The 18,256-nt window shown below is 53.2% G+C and carries 21 protein-coding genes; 16 read left to right on the top strand and 5 right to left on the bottom strand.

Annotation, left to right across the window (positions count from 1 at the left end; all coding sequences use genetic code 11):
* The first annotated feature begins 2 nt into the window (after positions 1 to 2).
* From SD70_RS13215 to SD70_RS13195, 6 genes are all read left to right on the top strand, one after another.
* Positions 3 to 866, top strand: a complete 864-nt coding sequence (locus tag SD70_RS13215) for an ABC transporter permease (protein ID WP_052487387.1) — start codon at positions 3 to 5, stop codon at positions 864 to 866.
* Between the two features lie 115 nt (positions 867 to 981).
* Complete coding sequence (locus SD70_RS38010; protein ID WP_394297964.1) at positions 982 to 1,332, top strand: ATP-binding cassette domain-containing protein; 351 nt, start codon at positions 982 to 984, stop codon at positions 1,330 to 1,332.
* A 29-nt stretch (positions 1,333 to 1,361) separates the two neighbouring features.
* Complete coding sequence (locus tag SD70_RS38005) at positions 1,362 to 1,898, top strand: oligopeptide/dipeptide ABC transporter ATP-binding protein (RefSeq protein ID WP_394297962.1); 537 nt, start codon at positions 1,362 to 1,364, stop codon at positions 1,896 to 1,898.
* On the top strand, positions 1,861 to 2,808 hold the full coding sequence (locus tag SD70_RS13205) for an ABC transporter ATP-binding protein (protein WP_041048014.1): 948 nt from the start codon (positions 1,861 to 1,863) through the stop codon (positions 2,806 to 2,808). Before SD70_RS38005 ends, SD70_RS13205 begins: the two co-directional genes overlap by 38 nt.
* Before the next feature lie 24 nt (positions 2,809 to 2,832).
* Entirely contained in the window at positions 2,833 to 3,603 is a 771-nt protein-coding gene (locus SD70_RS13200; RefSeq protein ID WP_156158010.1) for an MgtC/SapB family protein, read from the top strand.
* A gap of 18 nt (positions 3,604 to 3,621) precedes the next feature.
* Positions 3,622 to 5,163 carry a sulfatase gene (locus tag SD70_RS13195; protein WP_041048013.1) on the top strand — a complete coding sequence of 514 codons (1,542 nt, stop codon included), beginning with the start codon at positions 3,622 to 3,624 and terminating at the stop codon, positions 5,161 to 5,163.
* A gap of 167 nt (positions 5,164 to 5,330) precedes the next feature.
* Here SD70_RS13195 and SD70_RS13190 read toward each other — a convergent pair whose 3' ends face one another.
* Entirely contained in the window at positions 5,331 to 6,227 is an 897-nt protein-coding gene (locus SD70_RS13190) for a phytanoyl-CoA dioxygenase family protein (protein WP_041048012.1), read from the bottom strand.
* 163 nt (positions 6,228 to 6,390) lie between these two features.
* Here SD70_RS13190 and SD70_RS13185 point away from each other — a divergent pair, with 163 nt between their 5' ends.
* Entirely contained in the window at positions 6,391 to 7,179 is a 789-nt protein-coding gene (locus SD70_RS13185; protein ID WP_041048011.1) for a helix-turn-helix transcriptional regulator, read from the top strand.
* A gap of 65 nt (positions 7,180 to 7,244) precedes the next feature.
* A complete protein-coding gene (deoD, locus tag SD70_RS13180) occupies positions 7,245 to 7,955 on the top strand; it encodes a purine-nucleoside phosphorylase (RefSeq protein ID WP_041048009.1) in 711 nt (236 codons plus the stop codon).
* Positions 7,956 to 8,086: 131 nt separating this feature from the next.
* On the opposite strand, the gene SD70_RS13175 is transcribed toward deoD, so the two are convergent.
* From SD70_RS13175 to SD70_RS36910, 3 genes are all read right to left on the bottom strand, one after another.
* Positions 8,087 to 8,563, bottom strand: coding sequence for a DinB family protein (locus tag SD70_RS13175; RefSeq protein WP_052487386.1), 477 nt, complete (start codon positions 8,561 to 8,563; stop codon positions 8,087 to 8,089).
* A gap of 88 nt (positions 8,564 to 8,651) precedes the next feature.
* Positions 8,652 to 8,963, bottom strand: coding sequence for a helix-turn-helix domain-containing protein (locus SD70_RS36915; protein WP_269432464.1), 312 nt, complete (start codon positions 8,961 to 8,963; stop codon positions 8,652 to 8,654).
* Positions 8,960 to 9,139 (bottom strand): hypothetical protein, encoded by a 180-nt coding sequence (locus tag SD70_RS36910; protein ID WP_197081026.1) that lies wholly within the window; start codon positions 9,137 to 9,139, stop codon positions 8,960 to 8,962. The genes SD70_RS36915 and SD70_RS36910 overlap by 4 nt, the downstream gene beginning before the upstream one ends.
* A 300-nt stretch (positions 9,140 to 9,439) precedes the next feature.
* Here SD70_RS36910 and SD70_RS13165 point away from each other — a divergent pair, with 300 nt between their 5' ends.
* The 8 genes from SD70_RS13165 to SD70_RS13135 all read left to right on the top strand — a co-directional run bounded on the left by SD70_RS13165 (position 9,440) and on the right by SD70_RS13135 (position 16,551).
* Positions 9,440 to 10,336: a carbohydrate ABC transporter permease gene (locus SD70_RS13165; RefSeq protein ID WP_041048007.1), complete on the top strand. Its 897-nt coding sequence runs from the start codon at positions 9,440 to 9,442 to the stop codon at positions 10,334 to 10,336.
* The gene (locus SD70_RS13160) at positions 10,333 to 11,172 is read left to right on the top strand and encodes a carbohydrate ABC transporter permease (protein ID WP_041048006.1); all 840 of its coding nucleotides are present in this window, start codon (positions 10,333 to 10,335) and stop codon (positions 11,170 to 11,172) included. The genes SD70_RS13165 and SD70_RS13160 overlap by 4 nt, the downstream gene beginning before the upstream one ends.
* Before the next feature lie 39 nt (positions 11,173 to 11,211).
* Entirely contained in the window at positions 11,212 to 12,069 is an 858-nt protein-coding gene (locus SD70_RS38000; protein ID WP_231571200.1) for an ABC transporter substrate-binding protein, read from the top strand.
* Complete coding sequence (locus SD70_RS37995) at positions 12,051 to 12,554, top strand: hypothetical protein (protein ID WP_231571199.1); 504 nt, start codon at positions 12,051 to 12,053, stop codon at positions 12,552 to 12,554. The genes SD70_RS38000 and SD70_RS37995 overlap by 19 nt, the downstream gene beginning before the upstream one ends.
* Before the next feature lie 25 nt (positions 12,555 to 12,579).
* Positions 12,580 to 13,548, top strand: a complete 969-nt coding sequence (locus tag SD70_RS13150; protein ID WP_041048005.1) for a mannonate dehydratase — start codon at positions 12,580 to 12,582, stop codon at positions 13,546 to 13,548.
* 213 nt (positions 13,549 to 13,761) lie between these two features.
* A complete protein-coding gene (locus tag SD70_RS13145) occupies positions 13,762 to 14,406 on the top strand; it encodes a GntR family transcriptional regulator (RefSeq protein ID WP_041048004.1) in 645 nt (214 codons plus the stop codon).
* Positions 14,407 to 14,683: 277 nt separating this feature from the next.
* Complete coding sequence (locus SD70_RS13140) at positions 14,684 to 15,328, top strand: GntR family transcriptional regulator (RefSeq protein WP_231571198.1); 645 nt, start codon at positions 14,684 to 14,686, stop codon at positions 15,326 to 15,328.
* A 50-nt stretch (positions 15,329 to 15,378) separates the two neighbouring features.
* Positions 15,379 to 16,551 (top strand): helix-turn-helix domain-containing protein, encoded by a 1,173-nt coding sequence (locus SD70_RS13135; RefSeq protein WP_041048003.1) that lies wholly within the window; start codon positions 15,379 to 15,381, stop codon positions 16,549 to 16,551.
* A 67-nt stretch (positions 16,552 to 16,618) separates the two neighbouring features.
* On the opposite strand, the gene SD70_RS13130 is transcribed toward SD70_RS13135, so the two are convergent.
* Entirely contained in the window at positions 16,619 to 18,004 is a 1,386-nt protein-coding gene (locus SD70_RS13130) for a mandelate racemase/muconate lactonizing enzyme family protein (RefSeq protein ID WP_041048002.1), read from the bottom strand.
* Between the last annotated feature and the right edge of the window lie 252 nt (positions 18,005 to 18,256).

Raw genomic sequence — 18,256 nt, 5'->3', positions numbered from 1 at the left:
CTATGGAATCCGTACTTCGCAAAACAGCTTCGCTTTGGTCGTTGATCCCGGGCAAGAAAGGCAAGGCCGGCTTCGTTTTGTTTGTGCTGTTTGCGGTAGTTGCGCTGCTTGGCCCTTATTTGGCCCCGTATCCCGTCAACAAGCTCGGGTTTCCGACCTGGATGAAGCCGTCCGCCGGGCACTGGCTCGGAACGGACAGCTACGGCCAAGATGTGCTCAGCCAATTGATTTACGGCACCCGCACCTCTTTTCTCGTCGGGATTTGCGCCGGTGCGCTCGCTACCGTACTGGGTGTGACGGTCGGCCTGCTTTCGGGCTTCAAGGGCGGATGGATCGGCGAGGTGCTTATGCGCTTCGTGGATTTGTTCAACATTATCCCTGCGCTCGTACTGCTCATCATTTTGGCTTCTTTCCTTCCGAGCGTTAATGTCGGCACAACCATACTCATTATCGGGATGATCAGCTGGCTCGGCATGGCGCGAAGCATTCGCAGCCAAGCGATGGCGGAACGAAGCGGCGGTTATGTGGAAGCGGCCCGAATGGTCGGCATGAGCGACTGGGAAATTATGTTCAAGGAAATTATGCCGAATCTGATTCCGATTATTTTAGCGAACCTCGTGCTGCTGGCGACCGGGGCCGTATTGGCCGAGGCCGGGCTCACTTTTCTCGGTCTCGGCGATCCGCTCAGCGTAAGCTGGGGCCAAATGCTCTCTTTGGCTAACGCCAATAATGCCATCATGTACGGAGCTTGGTGGTGGATCGTGCCTCCCGGTCTTTCCATTGCCTTCCTTTGCTTCGGGTTTATTCTGATCGGGAACGGGATATTGGAAAAATACCGGGCCAACCGGGGCAACGCCGCGTTGTAGATTTGCTTCATCGTCAGGAGGAGAATAACGTGCCGGATTTACTTCAAGTTAAAGACCTGTGCATCGAATATGTTTCCCATCGCGGTAACGTCCGGGCAGTTGATCATGTCAGCCTATCGATCGGAAAAGGCGAAATATTCGCCTGGCCGGCGAGTCCGGCTGCGGCAAATCGACAACCGCGTTCGGCATCAGTCGCTTGCTGCGCCCCCCTGCGCAATTGACGAAAGGCAGCATCCGGCTGGAGGGCACCGAACTTACCGCTTTAACGGATGCCGAATTTGACCGGTTGCGCTGGTCGCGGATTTCATTCGTGCTGCAAAGCGCCATGAACAATCTGAACCCGGTGATGCGTATTCGCGAGCAGATGGTCGATACGATTGTGACGCATCGCAAAATGTCGGCCGGCGACGCTCTACAGCGTGCAAGGAGCTCTTCGGACTGGTCAACCTGCCTCCGGATCGGCTGAACAGCTACCCGCACGAGCTTTCCGGCGGCATGCGGCAGCGTGTCGTCATCGCCATGGCGTTGGCGCTAGAGCCGAGCCTCGTGATTATGGACGAACCGACGACAGCGCTCGATGTCGTAGTCCAGAACGGCATTATCAAGAAAGTGATGGAGCTGCAGCAAAAATTCGGGTTCTCCGTTCTGTTTATTACGCACGATTTGCCGCTCATGCTGGAAATGTGCGACCGTATCGGCGTCATGTATGCGGGAAAACTGGTCGAAGTCGCCGGCCGCGGGGAGCTGCTGAAGGGGGCGCAGCATCCTTACACGCAAGGCTTGCTCGGTGCGTTTCCTGCGCTTACCGGCCCCAAAATAAAGCTGGAGGGCATTCCGGGCAGTCCTCCGGATCTGATCTCGCCGCCGCCCGGCTGCAGATTCGCGCCCCGCTGCAAGCATGCCATGCCGCAATGCCATACGGCCGAACCGGCGGGCCAAACGGGCCGGTCGAAGTATGTAGCCTGCCATCTCTACACGGAAGGAGAAATCGCGCATGAGCAGGTCTCTGCTGGAAGTGAAAGGGCTCAGTAAAACGTTTACAACACGCAAGCTGTTTCGGAAGAGCGAATTCCATGCGGTCAGAGATGTGAATTTTACCGTCCGGCAAGGGGAAGTGTTGGCGGTTGTAGGCGAATCGGGGAGCGGCAAAAGCACGATCGCCCGCATGGTCGCGAACTTGATTCCCCCGACCGATGGCGACATTATTTACGACGGGATTTCGCTCCGGCACAACCGGCAGCTGCAAAAAGAGCTGCCCCGCCATGTGCAGATGATTTTTCAGGACCCGTTCGCCGCCCTTAACCCTCAGCATACGATCGGCTATATTATCGGCAGACCTTTGCAGCTTCATAACAAGCAGGTGAACGATGTGCGGGGGAAAGTGCTGGAGCTGCTGACCAAGGTAGGTTTAACGCCCGCGGAGGAATTTATCGAAAAGCACCCGTATCAGCTTTCCGGCGGGCAGAAGCAGCGCGTCGTGATTGCCAAGGTGCTCGGGCTGAATCCGAAAATTATCGTTGCGGACGAACCGACCTCCATGCTCGATGTGTCCATTGGCGTCGATGTCATGAACCTGATGCTCGACCTGAAGGCGGACAGCCAAATGGCCTATATACTGATTACGCACAATTTGGGCAGCGCGCGCTATATGGCTGATAAAATGATCGTCATGTTTGCCGGGCAAGTGGTGGAGTCGGGGGAGACGGAGGCTGTCATTGCGAATCCGAAGCACCCTTACACGCGGCTGCTCCTGCACTCTTCTCCCGATCCGTGGAAGGACCCGGAGGCAACTATCGAGGTGATCGACCTCAAGGCGGGCGTGCCAAGCGACGGCTGCAGCTTCCGGCACCGCTGCCCGTTTGCTGCGGAAGCCTGTAAGCACGATATTCCCCTCGTAGCGGCGGGAGACGGACAGCAAGTCCGCTGCAGGCTATATCAGTAAGGTGAAACGGGAAGTGATGCGCTAGTGGCAACGGTCAGTACGAGTATATGGCATATTTCGCATTTCGAGTTAACGCTTCGTGTCCTTGTTTCGCTGCTGCTCGGGGGGCTCGTCGGCATGGAGCGCGAGTGGAGCAATCATGCGGCCGGCTTTCGCACGCATATTCTGGTATGTCTCGGATCTACGACGATTATGCTGTTGTCGATCTACGGCTTCGGCGAGTTCGCCGGCGAGCCGAACGTCAGAATGGATCCCGCCCGGCTGGCGGCGCAAGTCATTTCGGGCATCGGCTTTCTGGGCGCGGGAGCGATTATGCGGACAGGTGCGACCGTTTCCGGCCTCACGACGGCGGCATCCGTTTGGGTCGTGGCAGCTATTGGCTTATGCGTTGGGGCAGGTTTTTATTATGGCGCCGTCGTGGTGACTTTTCTCGTGCTCGTCAGCTTGTTTTTTTTGAATAAGTGGGAGAAGCGGCTTCTAGGAAGGCGAAAGCGGCAAGAAATGCTGGTCCGGATCGGAGCGGACCGGCCCGGGATTCTCGGGCAAGTCACGGCCAGGCTCCAGCAATCGGGCATTCGTATCGCGAGCGTCAAGATAGAATCGGGAAAAGACAGCAGCGCTCAAACGCAGACGACGCTTTTCCATTTCCGCTTGCAGAAACCGGAGCTTGTACAATTGACGGAGGCCATAGAGCAAATTTACGCCATTGACGAGGTGATGCTCGTCGAGCTTCCGGGCGTTGCTGCGGGCAGCCTCGCCAAAGTAACGATGAAAGAAGGCAAATACGTAGTGTAGAGAAGGAGTGGACGGGCGATGAATGTCATTTTTATTACGATCGACAGCCTGAACCGTCATTTTTTAAAGGCATACGGTCAACCGATTGAACTCGACGTGAAGACGCCGAATTTGGATCGCTTTGCCGCCAAGGCTGCGGTTTTCGATAAGCATTACGTGGGCAGCCTGCCGTGCATTCCGGCTCGCCGCGAATTTTATACGGGCATTCAGGAGTTTTTGTGGAGAGCGTGGGGGCCGGTGGAAGCTTACGACGTGCCGGTAGCGCGGGCGGCCCGCCAGAACGGGTATGTGACGCAATTTATAACGGATCAATTTCACCATTTCAACAACGGCAGCCATGGCTATTTCAGCGATTACCAAGGCTTCGAGCTGATCCGGGGACACGAGCTGGATGCGTGGAAAACGGCTCCTTTGCAAAATCCGGACACTCCGTTTCTCAAGCAGCTCAAATACGGGGGCCAGCCGGAGACGGCGCCCTTCAACCGGCTCGCCTATGCCAAAAATGTGGAGCACCTGAAGGAAGAAATAGATTTCTTCGCGCCCAAAGTGTTTACCAGCGCCGCCGAATGGCTGGAGAGCAATCATACCCACGAAAAATTCATGCTGGTCGTTGACAGCTACGACGTGCACGAGCCGTTTCACAATCCGGACGAATTCGCGTCCTTATACACGGAAGAGAATATTCACGATCCGGACATGCCGCTATGGCCGGTTTACGGCAACACGCAGCTGGATGGGCACGCCAAGCTGAACGAACGGCAGGTTGCTTTCGTTCGTTCGCAATTTGCGGCGAAGCTGACTTTGGTGGACAAATGGTTCGGCAAAGTGCTGGACAAGCTGGACGAGCACCGGCTTTGGGACAACACGATGGTGATCGTCACTTCCGATCACGGGCATTTCCTCGGGGAAAAGGGCTGGATGGGCAAGCCGGCGTGCACGACCTACAACGTGCTGGCCAACATTCCGCTCATCGTCTGGCACCCGCTAGGCACCCATAACCGCAAGCGGATATCGGCATTGTCGTCTTCCGTAGATGTATACGCAACGATGCTGGAGGCGATGGGTATCGGCATCAAGCATCAGGTGCACAGCCGCAGCTTGCTTCCCCTTGTACTCGGACAGGCGGAGTCGGTCAGGGATTGGGCGCTGTACGGCTATTTCGGCAAGGCGGTCAATATTACGGACGGGGAGTATACGTACCATGTCGCTCCAAACACCGAGGCGCCCGTCTACAACTACTCCACCATGTACATGAATCCGGTCGCTTCCATGCTCCCCGTCAACGTCCCGGACAAGGTCGAGGCAGGCCGGTATTTGCCCTATACGGATGCGATGGTGTGGAAATATGAAGCGAAGGTGCCGGAAGAGTTCAAAGCATTTTTTAAATCGCACTATGAAACGGCACTGTATCATGTACAGGAGGATGCGTGGCAGAACGATAACTTGCTTGACCGCGAACCAGGGCAGCTGCGGCGCATGAAGCAACTGCTTCTGGTGGCGCTCGCCGACATGCAGGCTCCCGCGGAAGTGTACGAACGGCTTGGCATGACGGCGCGTTGACGGCAATTGAAGGTCGTCGGCGGGCGCCGCAAAACGTTACATGGCAAAGGGCGGGGCGCCACGCATCCGGATTCGGACGCGTGGCGCTCTTTTTTGGCACGTTAATGGGCCATGCCGTCAGTTCGATCTAAGAAAGCTGTTCCTGCCGCGCCCACCAGCTCTGACGTTCACACGCCCCATTCCTTGCGGGCTTGTTCCACGCTCTTCACGTCGCCCCGTCCCCAGGCGTAATGCCCTTTCGGCTTGGAGCCGATCCAGCGCTCGTCAACCGGTTCCGAGCGGAGCTGGTAGCGCGTATCCGAGCTGATCCGGAATCGGTTCGTCGTATTGTTCGTGGAAGCATGCATCATAAACATGCCGAAAATGATAACGTCCCCCGCGGCAAAAGAAGTCGTCGCCCATTGCCCGCCGAACTTTTCGACCATTTCGATAGGATCGTTCGAAAACCAGCCTGTCGCTACGTTGTCCCGGTCGACGTCCATTTCGCCGTACGTCCGCCTGATGTTTTCGAAGTGTCGGGAGCCGAGGCACATCGCCAAGGTACCGAGCTCATACGGAATGTCTCCGAGAGGAGTCCACATCGTGTAAACAAGTTTCGTACCGCGCCCCATATAGACGACGTCATAGTGGGCTCCCGTATTGTCGCCGCTTCCGACCGCGCGCGGCCACTTGTAATCGTAGGTTATCGACTCCCCGCCAAGCAACCGGTCAAAAAAGCTCATGACGTTCCGGCCGCTGACCAGACTGTAGAACGGTTGCATGTCCGGATCGCTCGGGTTGGCCGGTCCGCCGAACATGGCGCCTTTCGCGCCGGGAGCTATGACGCCTTCGTCCAGCGGGTGCGCGGCATCGATCTTGCCCATCGCCGCCAGCTTGCGGAGAATGCCTTGCCGCGCCTTCAGCACCTGCTCCCGGTCATGAAAGCCGCGAAGGAGCAAATAGCCGTCCTCGTTCAGACGGGTGCGCAGCGCTTCCGTATCGTGCAGCAGCTCGTTCGAGCTTCGCAGCTCCGTCAAATACTTCGTCCCCATCGTCAGTTCCGCATTTCCCATAGTCAGTTTCATTGAAATCCCTCCGCCCTGTATCGTTACATGTTCAAGTATAGAAAGAGGGACAAAGGAAGTATTTAGCGAAATCGCCGAAGCATGTAACCGAAACGCCTGTTATAATAGACTTGTTTGTATGAAGTATCGGAACAACACGACGAGACGGGCGAGGTGCGATCCATTGTCCGAAATTGCCATCAAAAGCGGCATCGTCTCGCATGACCGCGGCTGGGATATGGGCTTCCACGCTCACGACGATGCCGAATTTTCCGTAGTGCTTGAGGGACAAGGTATGGTTCAGGCCGGAGAGCTGACGTTGCCGATTGCCGCCGGACATGTCGTGCTGATCCCGCCATGCTTGCCGCACCGGTTCTGGTCCGTTACCCCGATCCGTTTCGGCGTTTTTCAGGCGAACCGGATGACGCCTTCCCTATTGCAGCTGTTCGGGCGGCTCGCGCTCCCCGGCAAGCTGTCGCTCGTCGCCCTGCCGCGAAGCGAGCTGGACATGTACGAAACGCTGTATCGCAGCTTTCTCAAAATCGCCTCCAGGCCGCTCGCCGACAGGGCCGACTGTTACGGAACGTGGACCAGGGTGCTGCTGCTGTTTTTACTGCAGCATGCGAGCAGGACGGATCACGCGGCTTCGGTGCCCGACGCCGCCGATTACATTCGCGGCAACTTGAACCGCGACATTCGCGTTGCCGAATTGGCCAAACGGACCAAGCTGTCCGAGTCCGCTTTCCGCAGCGCTTTCACGGCGGCATACGGCATGTCCCCCAAGCAATATCAGCAGCAGTGCAGACTCACCGAAGCGAAATGGCTGCTGCGCTCGTCGGACAAACCGATCAAACAGATCGCCGAAGCCGTCGGCTTTGCCAGCGTCCATTCGTTCAGCCGATGGTTTATGCTGCAGGAAGGAGCAGCCGCATCGGATTGGCGCAAAGAGCAGCAGGCCGACCTGCTCTCGTGAAGCGAGTTCAATCTTATGATATGATGTATCACGACGAAACTAAGAAAATATGGAGGAACCATTTCATGAGCGTACATATTGGAGCTAAACGAGGAGATATTGCCGAAACGATTTTATTGCCCGGAGATCCTCTGCGGGCAAAGTTCATAGCGGAAACGTATTTAACGGATGTAAATTGCTACAATAACGTCCGGGGCATGCTCGGCTTTACGGGAACGTACAACGGCAAGCGCATATCCGTTCAGGGCACAGGGATGGGAGTCCCTTCGATCAGCATTTATGTGAACGAACTGATCAGCGAATATGGCGTCAAAAATCTGTTTCGCGTAGGAACGTGCGGCGCAATGCAAGAGCACGTTCGCGTGCGCGACGTTATACTCGCGCAAGCTTCCTGTACGGATTCCGGCATGAACCGGAATATTTTCGGCGGCTTCGATTTTGCGCCTATCGCCAGCTTCCAGCTGCTAAAGGAGGCCTATGACCGTGGAACGGCAAAAGGGCTGAAGCTGCATGTCGGAAACATCTTCACGTCGGATATGTTCTACCGGGACGATAAATCCATCGTGCAAAAGCTGATGGATTACGGTGTGCTCGGCGTCGAGATGGAAACGGCCGCCCTCTATACCATTGCCGCCAAATACGGCGTTAGTGCGCTAACTGTTTTAACGGTTAGCGATCATTTGCTCACCGGAGAAGAGACGACGGCCGAAGAGCGGCAAACGACGTTTAAGGAAATGATGGAAGTGGCTCTGGAGACGGCGATTTCACTTCAGTAAACTTCCGCGTAACGCAAAATCTTGGCTATGTTCAATGACGGTTGTATCCATTTCGAGGTTGGAAATGGGGGCTGTCCCTGCAGGATAAATCCTGCTAGGGACAGCCCCCATTTTTATTTACGAGCTCATATTTATGATGCGCGAGCGGATTTTAACAACGCCTTGATATAGCCGATATGGAGCGCTTCGTGGTATAGAGTCATGCACATCAGTTCGCTGACGGTTCGGATTGGAGGCATCCCCGGGAAATCCATCGGCGAGGGCAGGGAAGCGTCCAAAGCTTCTTGGAACTCATGCTTGACCCGCTGCGTCTGCTCCTTTATCAGCTGCACGACATCTTGCAGCGAAGGCGGGTCGGTTTTCCACTCCGAAGGCTTGGTGCCACGCCAAAATAAGCCCATGTACGCGGAGGGCAAAGCGGCTTGCCGGTGCGTTCCGAAAAAAAGAAATTGCTCGACGGACAAGACGATATGACCCGCGTTCCACAAAATTGAATTGTTGAACCCTTGCGGGACGACCCTGGCTTCCTCCTCGGTCACATCCGCAATGACTCGAAATAGACCTTTCCGTGAAAACTCCATTTGATGTAGAAACAGCTTGCTATCCATAGCTCCCATCTCCTTTCATGCCAAGTATAGCGCATCATAAGCCGATGGAATTGTAAAAATGGGACATAGCTTCTCGGCAGCCCTCAGGTTATTGCAAAAAGATAGTTCCGAAGGAGTTAGGCCGCATCTTGTACTCCCGAGGCGAGAGGCCCGTATATTTTTGAAACTCCTTCACGAAATGGGAACGGTCGTAGTAGGCGTCGTACCATTCCTTCAGCTGGGAAAAGCTTGTACCGCCGGCGGCATTCATCATTCGATAATATCGGTGAAACCTCACGATGCCTGCAAGCTGTTTCGGGCTGACGCCAACGAGCTCGGCAAATGTGCGATCCAAATGCCGTCTCGTGTAACCGGCCTGCCTGCATAGTTCTTCTACCCAAACTTGCCCTTGGCCATTCATAATGTGCCGGACGGCAAATTCGACGAATGCGTTGCTGCGAGCGGATTTTTCCAATTGCCGGCGTAAAAGCTTTGCAAGCAAGCGACCTTCTCTTCCGCCGTATTGGTGTTGCCGAGCCGCTCCTGCAATTCCGCCGCGGCTGTACCCCATATAGGACGAAATCGTTGTAAACGCAATGAAACCACCTCGATCAGCAGTCCTTCGTATCCACATTATACGCGATAATAGTCATTTCGACAGGCTGGATTCCGAACGACAACTGGCTGAGCTGGTTCCCGCAAACGCATTGTTAAAAAAACAAACATTATCATAAAAATGTCTGCTGTGCATGGGAAAAGCGGTTTGATATTTTAGTAATACAGCGTTCATCTGTAAGCGCTTACGGCAACATATAAACTGAAGGGAGGTCAAAAATGAATCCTCAAGCGTCCGCACAAAGGGGTTCATTCAGACATCGGCTTGTTCGGAAGAAACGGATGGCGAACTCAAACGAACATAATGCGGCCGGTTATCTGTTCATAGCTCCTTGGTTGATCGGATTTTTCCTGCTTACGCTTTGGCCGATCGTACGGTCTTTTTACCTTTCGTTTACGGAGTACTCCTTGCTGGAAGATCCGACATGGGTGGGGCTCGGCAATTACTCGGAAATATTGTTTAAAGATGAGCTGTTTCGAACGTCGCTTGGCGTAACGTTTACGTTTGTCGTTTTCTCCGTGCCGGTGAAATTGTTTTGTTCGCTTATGGTGGCGATGGCGCTGAACAAAAGTATACGGGGCATCAATTTTTACCGGACGGCGATCTATTTCCCTTCGCTCATTGGCGGCAGCATCGCGGTATCCGTGCTCTGGAGAAACATGTTTGATCTGAACGGATATATCAACCACGTATTGGGATGGTTCCACATCAAAGGCGTAGGCTGGCTGACCAATCCCGATACTTCGCTCGGAACGCTCGTGCTTTTGAATGCGTGGCAATTCGGTTCGACGATGGTCATTTTTCTTGCGGGACTCAAGCAAATTCCGCAGGACTTGTACGAATCCGCTGCGGTCGACGGAGCGGGGAAAGTGCGCAGGTTTTTTAATATTACGCTTCCTATGCTGTCTCCTGTCATGTTTTTCAACTTGGTCCTGGGCGTTATCGGCTCGTTTCAAATGTTTACGTCAGCCTTCGTTATTACGAATGGCGGTCCTGTAAACTCCACCTATATGTATGCGCTGTTCCTGTTCGAAAAGGCGTTCAAAAACTATCAGATGGGCTATGCCTCGGCACTTGCGTGGATCTTGCTCGTCATCATTGCCGCTCTTACGGCAATCAACTTCCTGATGTCCAAATACTGGGTATTTTACGAGTCGGAAGGGGGACGGGCGAAATGAGGGGATCCGGCTTCAAAGCTTCTCACGCCGGGAGCCATGTGATGCTGCTCGCTACGTCGCTGCTGATGCTGTATCCGGTGTTTTGGTGGCTCGGAGCTTCTTTGAAGAAAAATTCGGAAATGAGCTTGCCGACCATATGGCCGGAGCAGCCGATGTGGGAAAATTTCACGAAAGGCTGGAATTTTTCCGCAGAATATTCGTTTACTACCTTTTTCAAAAACACCTTGGCGATGGAATTTTGGAACGTGCTAGGGGCCATCATTACGAGCGCACTGGTCGCTTACGGCTTCGGCCGGCTGCAATTCAAGCTTCGCGGTTTCTGGTTTTCCATTCTGCTTCTGACCATGATGCTCCCGGGGCAGGTGACGATCGTGCCGCAATACATTATGTACAACAATCTGGGGCTCGTGAACAGCTATATTCCGCTCATTTTGCCCCATTTTCTCGGCGGCGGCGCATTTTTCGTCTTCCTTCTCGTTCAATTCATACGAGGCATTCCGAGAGAGTTGGACGAAGCGGCCAAGATCGACGGAGCTTCGGTTTACGGCATCTTTTTGCGCGTTATTTTCCCGCTGATCAAGCCGGCTTTGGTCACCGTCGCGATCTTTACGTTTATTTGGAGCTGGGACGACTTCTTCGGACAGGTGCTCTATTTAAGTTCCATCGAAAAATATACGGTGGGCCTCGGGCTGCGGATGTTTGTCGACCAGTTCGAAATTCAATGGGGGCAGCTGCTGGCCATGTCGCTGCTCTCGATTCTGCCTTCGGTTATCGTCTTCTTCGCTGCCCAGAAGCATTTTGTGGAAGGCATTGCGACGACCGGCATCAAAGGCTGACCCAATATACATTTCATTTGACGAAAGGGGTACGAGAAGATGAATGTCGGGAAGAAATGGGGCAAAGCGGTTTCGGTAGTGTCCCTTGCCGCTTGGATGGCTTTGGCGGCGGGCTGCAGCAGCAGCGGACAGAGCGGCTCAGGCGCATCCGATGCGGGTGCGAAATCCGATGCGGGGGATACCGGCAAATCCAATAAAGCGGTGAACCTGAAAATGATGTGGTGGGGGCCGGACGCCAGGCATCAAGCTACGTTGAAGGCGCTTGATTTGTACACGAAGCAAAATCCGAACGTCAAGTTTACGCCGGAATATTTGGCATGGGACGGGTACTGGACGAAATTGACGACGCTTGCGGCATCCAAATCGATGACGGACGTTCTGCAAATGGACGGCGCTTACATTCAGGATTATGCGAAGCGAGGGCTGCTCGAGGACTTGTCCAGTATCGATCTGAAAGGCATCGTCGATCCGAAAATCATTGAGAATCTGAAAATAAACGGGAAGCTCTACGGCATTCCTCTCGCTCATAACGGGGCGGGGATTGCTTACAATAAAGTCGAACTCGAAGCGGCGGGAATCAAGCTGCCGTTCAAAGATTGGACCTGGGACGACTACTTTGCCTTCGCCAAAGAAGCGCGGCAGAAATTGCCCAAAGACAAATATCCGATCAGCGACGGCTCCAGCGGGTGGGACTCCTACCAATTTTATCAGACTTCCTACGGAAAAGGGCCGATGATGGTAGACGGAACGAAATTCAATCTGGATAAGGACTTATGGTACAAGTATCAGCAAACCTACGCGCAGTTCCGCAAAGACGGCGTCGTTCCTCCCGCCGAAGTGCAGGCCGCGTTCAAAGAAAATGATCCGAGGCCGACCCGATGGCTTCCGGCACAGTGATGACGACCGGGAAAACGGTTGGCTCGGTAAGCGTCCTCGAGCAGCTGCTCCCCGGCAAAGTCGCGGTTGTCAACAACCCTGTCGGCCCTTCCGGCGGCGGCTGGGCGCAGGCTACGATTTTCCTGAGCGTTAGCACGACTTCCAAATATAAAGATGAGGCCAAGCGGTTCATCAAGTGGTTTATTACGGATAAGGAAGCCGGGAAAGTGCTCGGCACGACGCGCGGCATTCCGATTAACGATGAAATTTATAAAGAGCTTGAGCCGAATTTGCAGCCGACGGACAAGATCGGCAAAGCTTTGCTCGATGTGGCGCTCGGCAAAGCGCTGCCTTTCTACCCGGCCCCTCCCGGATGGGAAGATTTCGTCAAAACGTATACTTCGGAAATGGATGCCGTCCGGTTCAATAAGGAAACTCTCGACCAAGCCTACGAGAAAATCGTCGCCAAGGGCAAGGAAACGGAAGCCAAGCTCAGCAAAAAATAAAGCTCAAACGGAGGAGTGTTGAAAGATGCAGCTTGCCGAATTTTTTCCCTCTCATCCGAACCGGCTCTGGCATCTTGCCAAGCAGATGGGAGTGAACTATGCCGTAGGGCCGCTGCCGAGGGAAGAAAACGGCTGGAAGCCGTGGGACTATATGAATCTGCTGCACATGAAGCAGCGGTTCGAAAATTTCGGGCTCGAGCTGGCCGTCATCGAATCGGCTCCGCCCACGAACAAAATCAAGCTGGGCCTGCCGGGGCGCGACGAAGAAATCGAAGTGATGCAGCAGTTCATTACCAACATGGGGGCTTTGGGGATTCCCGTGCTATGCTATAACTTTATGGCCCAGTTCAATTGGTTTCGCACTTCGACGACAACCCGTACGAGAGGCGGGGCGCTCGTATCCAGCTACGATCATTCCTTGATGCGAAACGCACCGTTAACCGAAGCGGGGATCGTGACGGAAGAGCGGCTCTGGGACAACCTGAAGTATTATTTGGAGAAAATCGTGCCGGTCGCCGAAAAGGCGAAGGTGAAGCTGGCGCTCCATCCCGACGACCCGCCGATTTCCCCGATACGCGGCGTATCGCGAATTTTGCGCAGCGCCGACGCTTTGCAGCGCGCCATCGATTTGGTGCCGAGCGAATATAGCGGAATTACGCTGTGCCAAGGCACGCTCGCGACAGCCGGGGAACATATTCCCGCCGTCATCCGCAAATTCGCCGCACAGGACAAAATCTTCTTCGTCCATTTCCGGGACGTGCGCGGCACGGCCGAGAAGTTCGAAGAAACGTTCCACGACGACGGGAAAACCGATATGCTGGAAGCGATGAAAACGTATTACGAGGTCGGATTTAAAGGCCCGGCAAGGCCCGACCATGTGCCGACGATGGAAGGCGAAGACAATGCCAACCCCGGTTACGAGCTGCTCGGCCGTTTATTCGGCGTCGGCTATATCAAAGGGTTAATGGAAGCTGCGGCTGCGGCGGGAGCATGAAGCGCTTTTTGTGATCCCCGGTAAAGCGATATCTGAATTAAAAAGACCGGAACCCATCAGTGTGCTGGCGGATTTCCGGTCTTTTCCGTATAACCGCTCCGTTTGCAACGGGATGAGCCGCTACTTGACGAACGGGGATATGTTTCATTAAGATAAATTCATCTAAAAGTTGACAACACAGTAACCATCTGATTGGAGGCTCCGACCCCTTTAATGGATAAGGCCCAAAATGCGCTAACCCCTACTTCCTTAAGCGAACAGGTGTATTTGTCTTTAAAAAAGCAAATATTGAAAGGGGATCTTCCCCCCGGACACCGGCTTATTGTTATGGATATCGCCAAAATCTATGACATCAGCCAAGCCCCTGTACGCGAAGCGTTAGAGCGGCTGAAGCAGGAAGGTTTAATCGTCGGAAAGACGAACAAAGGGTCCGTCGTTGCCGAGATCACACATAAAGAAATTCGCGATATATACGAGCTGCGGCAGCTTATCGAAGGATATGCGCTGCGCGAAACGATGAAAGTGATGACTCCGCAAGACATCGAATTTTTGGAACAAATTTTGCGCGATATGAAAACGGCCGTCGATGAAAACGATTCGTACCGTCTGGTGGAGCTCGATATGCAGTTTCACGGCCATTTTTACAAACGGAGCGGCAACGATCTCTTCCTCGGTATTTGGGACGGCATCAAGACTAAGATTATGCGGTTTATCTCGGTAACGAACCAGGATCATTCCGGCTACAGCATTCCGAATTCGCATGCCGAGCTGCTAGGCATCATTAAATCCGGCAACATTGACGAGGCAGAGCATAAGTTGATCCGCGGATTGGATTTCTATAAACGATATACGAATTAAATGAAGCGCAATCGGGAGACAAGGGCAGCCTTGTCTTTTTCTTTTAAACAAAATTGGAGTTCGACAAATGATGGCGTAATTCGCTATTCCCAAATGAAGGAAGGGAGCTTATAATAAAAGTACGATAGATAATCGATTATCGATAATTAACGCCTGCATAAGAAAGCGTGGTGCTGCAGAGCTGTTTAATGGGCGACGAACGACTCGCTGAACCTAATAGCGCTTAATTTTTTTATTTTGTATTATCGATAATCGATAATAAAGGGGATGAAGGAAATTGTTTGACGACGTGATGTGTATTCTCCCCCATTCTATAAGCGCGCAAGTGTATTCCACGCTAAAACGAGAGATCCTCGAAGGGATTCTGCCTCCCGGCGAGCGGCTCATCGTCATGGATATTGCAGGCAGATTTCAAATCAGCCAGGCTCCCGTACGCGAAGCGCTGGAAAGATTAAAGCAGGAAGGATTAATTATCGGCAAAGCTAACAAAGGTTCGGTCGTTGCCAACGTTACAGCCAAAGAAATTCATGATGTCTATATTTTAAGGGGGATGCTTGAGGTATTTGCCGTGCGGAAAACGATGCCCCTCCTTACGGAAGGGGATCTCCTATATTTGGAAGACGTCGTGTGCCGCATGGGCGAAGCGATCGAACGGAACGACTTGATGAAAACCGTGGAGATCGATACGGAGTTTCACGGATTCTTTTACAAAAACTGCGGCAATCATGCCATTCTGAAAGCCTGGGAGCATATGAGCGCCAAAGTGATGTGGTTTATGGCTATATCCAATAAACGGCATTCGACCGACAAGCTGGCCGAGGGGCATATGGCTCTGATCCAATCCTTAAGGTCGGGAAACGTCGGCAAGGCGGAAAAGCACTTTCTCGAGCACATCAAGCATGCGCACATAGGATTCATTTAAACTAAGGAACGCCCGGATCTGCACCCGCGTTCCGAAAGGGGAAATGGATTTTGCTGAATAAAGAACTGTTTTTGAGCGATGACGAGATGTTGGACTTGATGAGAGACCGTTTCCTGACCAGTCTGGTATCCAGGGAAAACCATTATAAGCATCGGTTTAAGGAAATCTGTTCTTATTTGAAATTAAATCCGTACTTCACCTTTCCTGCGCTTGCATTGGTTGAGAGTGCCGGGACGTTCCCCGAGGAGAAAGAAAAACGCAAGTTTTTGAAAGAGCTTAGAGATTATTTGCAGAAGCATGAATGCGATACCGGCAACAGCGTTATTTTTATGGATGGGGAAGATCGGCTCGGCCTGTTGTTCTCCTGGGTTTCCCGGGAGCGCATCGAGGTGATGCACAAAAGGGTAAACGGCGCGTTCTCCCATCCTGTCAATATCGGCGTAGGCAAACCTTGTTCCCAGCTTGCCGATGTGCACCTTTCTTACCGCCAAGCTTTGGCGGCGCTGCAGGGCAAATTTTATACAGGCGACGGAGAAGTCGCCTACTACAACGAAACGACCCGGTATCATCATATTGACGAATATCCCGCCGACAAAGAAAAAGAACTGTTCGAGCGCTTGACATGTGCGCGGGATATGGATGAGATCGAGAAAGCCGTCGACTGTTTCTACGGGCATATTTTGCAAGACGGGCCTGTCGACTCAAAATCGATTTACGAGCTGACCATCCGGCTTTTGCTCGGAATCGAACAACGGGTCGTTGCCGATCCGGAAGTCGCAAGCGGTTACAAGAAATGCGAAATCACAGCAGTAGTGCAAATGAAAACGATGCATCAAGTGAAAACGTACGTTACCGGCTACTTGGCCGTATTGCGGGAAGCTTTGATGCAAAACGAAAAAGAAAGCCAGCGAAGCATTATCAAGAAAACGCTTCTTTACATGGAACAGGAATGCCAGCATGCAACGTTGTTCAACGTAGCGCAAAAAGTTTACATGACGCCTACTTACTTAAGCTCCCTGTTTAAAATAAACACCGGCAAAACGTTTATCGAACAGTTAACGGATATCCGGATTAACAAGGCGAAGGAGATGCTGAAAAGCACGCATTTGAAAAATTATGAAGTGGCGGAAAAGGTCGGCTACAAAGATTCGCGCTATTTTAGCCAAATATTCAAAAGAAAAGTAGGGCTTTCGCCAAGCGAGTACAGAGATTCAGGGGCATGAGGCGGGATAGAGCGAGGGGTCAGGTGCATCGTAAGATGACCTGACCCCTTTTGCATGAACGATTTGATTAGCTCCACAGCCTGTCATTCCCGTAATAGTTGTTCCACGAATCCGTCTCTTCCCAAAGCCCGGGAATGTCGGGGTGCAAGTGCTGGGCGATCACTTCGTCGTTCAGCTCCTCGATGCCGAGTCCGGGCGCGTCGGGAACGGCGATGAAACCGTTTTGCAGCAGCGGCTTCGGCAGCTTGCTGATGATGATGTCGTCCCACCAGTCCACGTCGTTGGAATGGAACTCCAGCGCCAGGAAGTTTTCCGTGGCAGCGGCAGCATGAACGGCGGCCAGGCAGGCGATCGGGCTTTCCGCCATATGAATCGCCATAGCCACGCCGTGCTCCTGAGCCATATCCCCGATCTTTTTCGTTTCGAGTATGCCGCCGGTGCTCAGGACGTCGGGATGTATAACGGATACGCCGCCGGATTCGATGAGCGGTCTGAAGTTTTCCTTCAAATAGATGTCTTCGCCCGTGCAGATCGGCGTGGATACCGAATTGGCCAGCCGGACGTATTGGTCCGTGTACTGCCAAGGAATCATGTCCTCCATCCAGGCAAGGTTGAATTTGTCAATTCTGCGGCCCAGCTTGATGCAATCTTCTACGCCGATATGGCCGAAATGGTCGATGGCGATCGGCACTTCATAGCCGACAACGGAACGGACATCGGCAACGTACTGCTCCAGCACGTCAAGGCCTTTCTCGGTAATATGAATGCCCGTGAAGGGGTGCGCGATGTTGTAAAGGTCGTAGAACCGGCTGCGGAGCCGGCGAAGCTCATGCTCCGGCATTTGGGAGTTTTTCCGGTTGTACCATTGCTTCGCAACTTCTCTCAGCTCTTCCATAAACCCGAGAGGGGCGCTGACGGTGCCGGGCTCGCCAGCGAGAATGCCGAGGCCGAGGTCCATTTTCAGGAAGGTGAAGCCTTTTTCCATCCGCTTTTTCAAAGCTTGCCCCATGGCGATGCCCGTATTTTTGCCGTCGACGTCCGTGTCGCAGTACATTCTGATTTTGTCGCGGAATTTGCCGCCCAGCATTTGATAAATGGGAATGTTGTAGGCTTTGCCTGCCAAGTCCCACAGCGCGATTTCGATGCCGCTGACGCCGCCGCCTTGCCGGGCATGCCCGCCAAATTGCTTGATGCGGCGGAACAGCTTGTCGATATTGCACGGATTTTCGCCGATGAGACGGCTTTTGAGCTGAAGGGCGTACAGCTTATCCGCGCCGTCCCGCACTTCGCCGAAGCCGACCAAGCCCTGGTTCGTATACACTTTGATCAAACTGCAATGCATCGGGGCACCGGCGATATCGGCGAAACGTATGTCTGTAATTCGCAGCTCCGACGGCTTGGAATTCGTATTCACGTGAGCTAGTGTGCTTTCGTAGGTTTCCTGGTTGATCATGGAACATTCTCCTTTGCTGTAATTGTTCTTTTCATTCCTAATCATACAAAGGGAGACAGGCACGATTCGATGCCGTAAATTTATGATTTTGTTGAATTTTTTACTGCATCAGCCAAGTATAAGCTCACCCCCGGACATGCAAAATTCCTCCGAAAAAAACGAACAAAATCATAATATTGCCGCCTATGCTCATAAGCGGTATCCATGTAACTTTATGATGTGGTTGTGAAGATCAAGGCTATCGCAGGAGTA

This window comes from Gordoniibacillus kamchatkensis, assembly GCF_000829455.1.
GTDB lineage: Bacteria > Bacillota > Bacilli > Paenibacillales > NBRC-103111 > Gordoniibacillus > Gordoniibacillus kamchatkensis.
This window is presented reverse-complemented; position numbering and strand designations above follow the sequence as displayed.

Excerpts from the sequence above, each read along its gene's own strand:
- SD70_RS13215 (WP_052487387.1), top strand. The coding sequence starts at position 3 with ATGGAATCCGTACTTCGCAAAACAGCTTCGCTTTGGTCGTTGATCCCG.
- SD70_RS38005 (WP_394297962.1), top strand. The coding sequence starts at position 1,362 with ATGCGGCAGCGTGTCGTCATCGCCATGGCGTTGGCGCTAGAGCCGAGC.
- SD70_RS13205 (WP_041048014.1), top strand. The coding sequence starts at position 1,861 with ATGAGCAGGTCTCTGCTGGAAGTGAAAGGGCTCAGTAAAACGTTTACA.
- SD70_RS13195 (WP_041048013.1), top strand. The coding sequence starts at position 3,622 with ATGAATGTCATTTTTATTACGATCGACAGCCTGAACCGTCATTTTTTA.
- SD70_RS13190 (WP_041048012.1), bottom strand. The coding sequence starts at position 6,227 with ATGAAACTGACTATGGGAAATGCGGAACTGACGATGGGGACGAAGTAT.
- deoD (WP_041048009.1), top strand. The coding sequence starts at position 7,245 with ATGAGCGTACATATTGGAGCTAAACGAGGAGATATTGCCGAAACGATT.
- SD70_RS13175 (WP_052487386.1), bottom strand. The coding sequence starts at position 8,563 with ATGGATAGCAAGCTGTTTCTACATCAAATGGAGTTTTCACGGAAAGGT.
- SD70_RS36915 (WP_269432464.1), bottom strand. The coding sequence starts at position 8,963 with ATGAATGGCCAAGGGCAAGTTTGGGTAGAAGAACTATGCAGGCAGGCC.
- SD70_RS13165 (WP_041048007.1), top strand. The coding sequence starts at position 9,440 with ATGGCGAACTCAAACGAACATAATGCGGCCGGTTATCTGTTCATAGCT.
- SD70_RS13160 (WP_041048006.1), top strand. The coding sequence starts at position 10,333 with ATGAGGGGATCCGGCTTCAAAGCTTCTCACGCCGGGAGCCATGTGATG.
- SD70_RS38000 (WP_231571200.1), top strand. The coding sequence starts at position 11,212 with ATGAATGTCGGGAAGAAATGGGGCAAAGCGGTTTCGGTAGTGTCCCTT.
- SD70_RS37995 (WP_231571199.1), top strand. The coding sequence starts at position 12,051 with ATGGCTTCCGGCACAGTGATGACGACCGGGAAAACGGTTGGCTCGGTA.
- SD70_RS13150 (WP_041048005.1), top strand. The coding sequence starts at position 12,580 with ATGCAGCTTGCCGAATTTTTTCCCTCTCATCCGAACCGGCTCTGGCAT.
- SD70_RS13145 (WP_041048004.1), top strand. The coding sequence starts at position 13,762 with ATGGATAAGGCCCAAAATGCGCTAACCCCTACTTCCTTAAGCGAACAG.
- SD70_RS13130 (WP_041048002.1), bottom strand. The coding sequence starts at position 18,004 with ATGATCAACCAGGAAACCTACGAAAGCACACTAGCTCACGTGAATACG.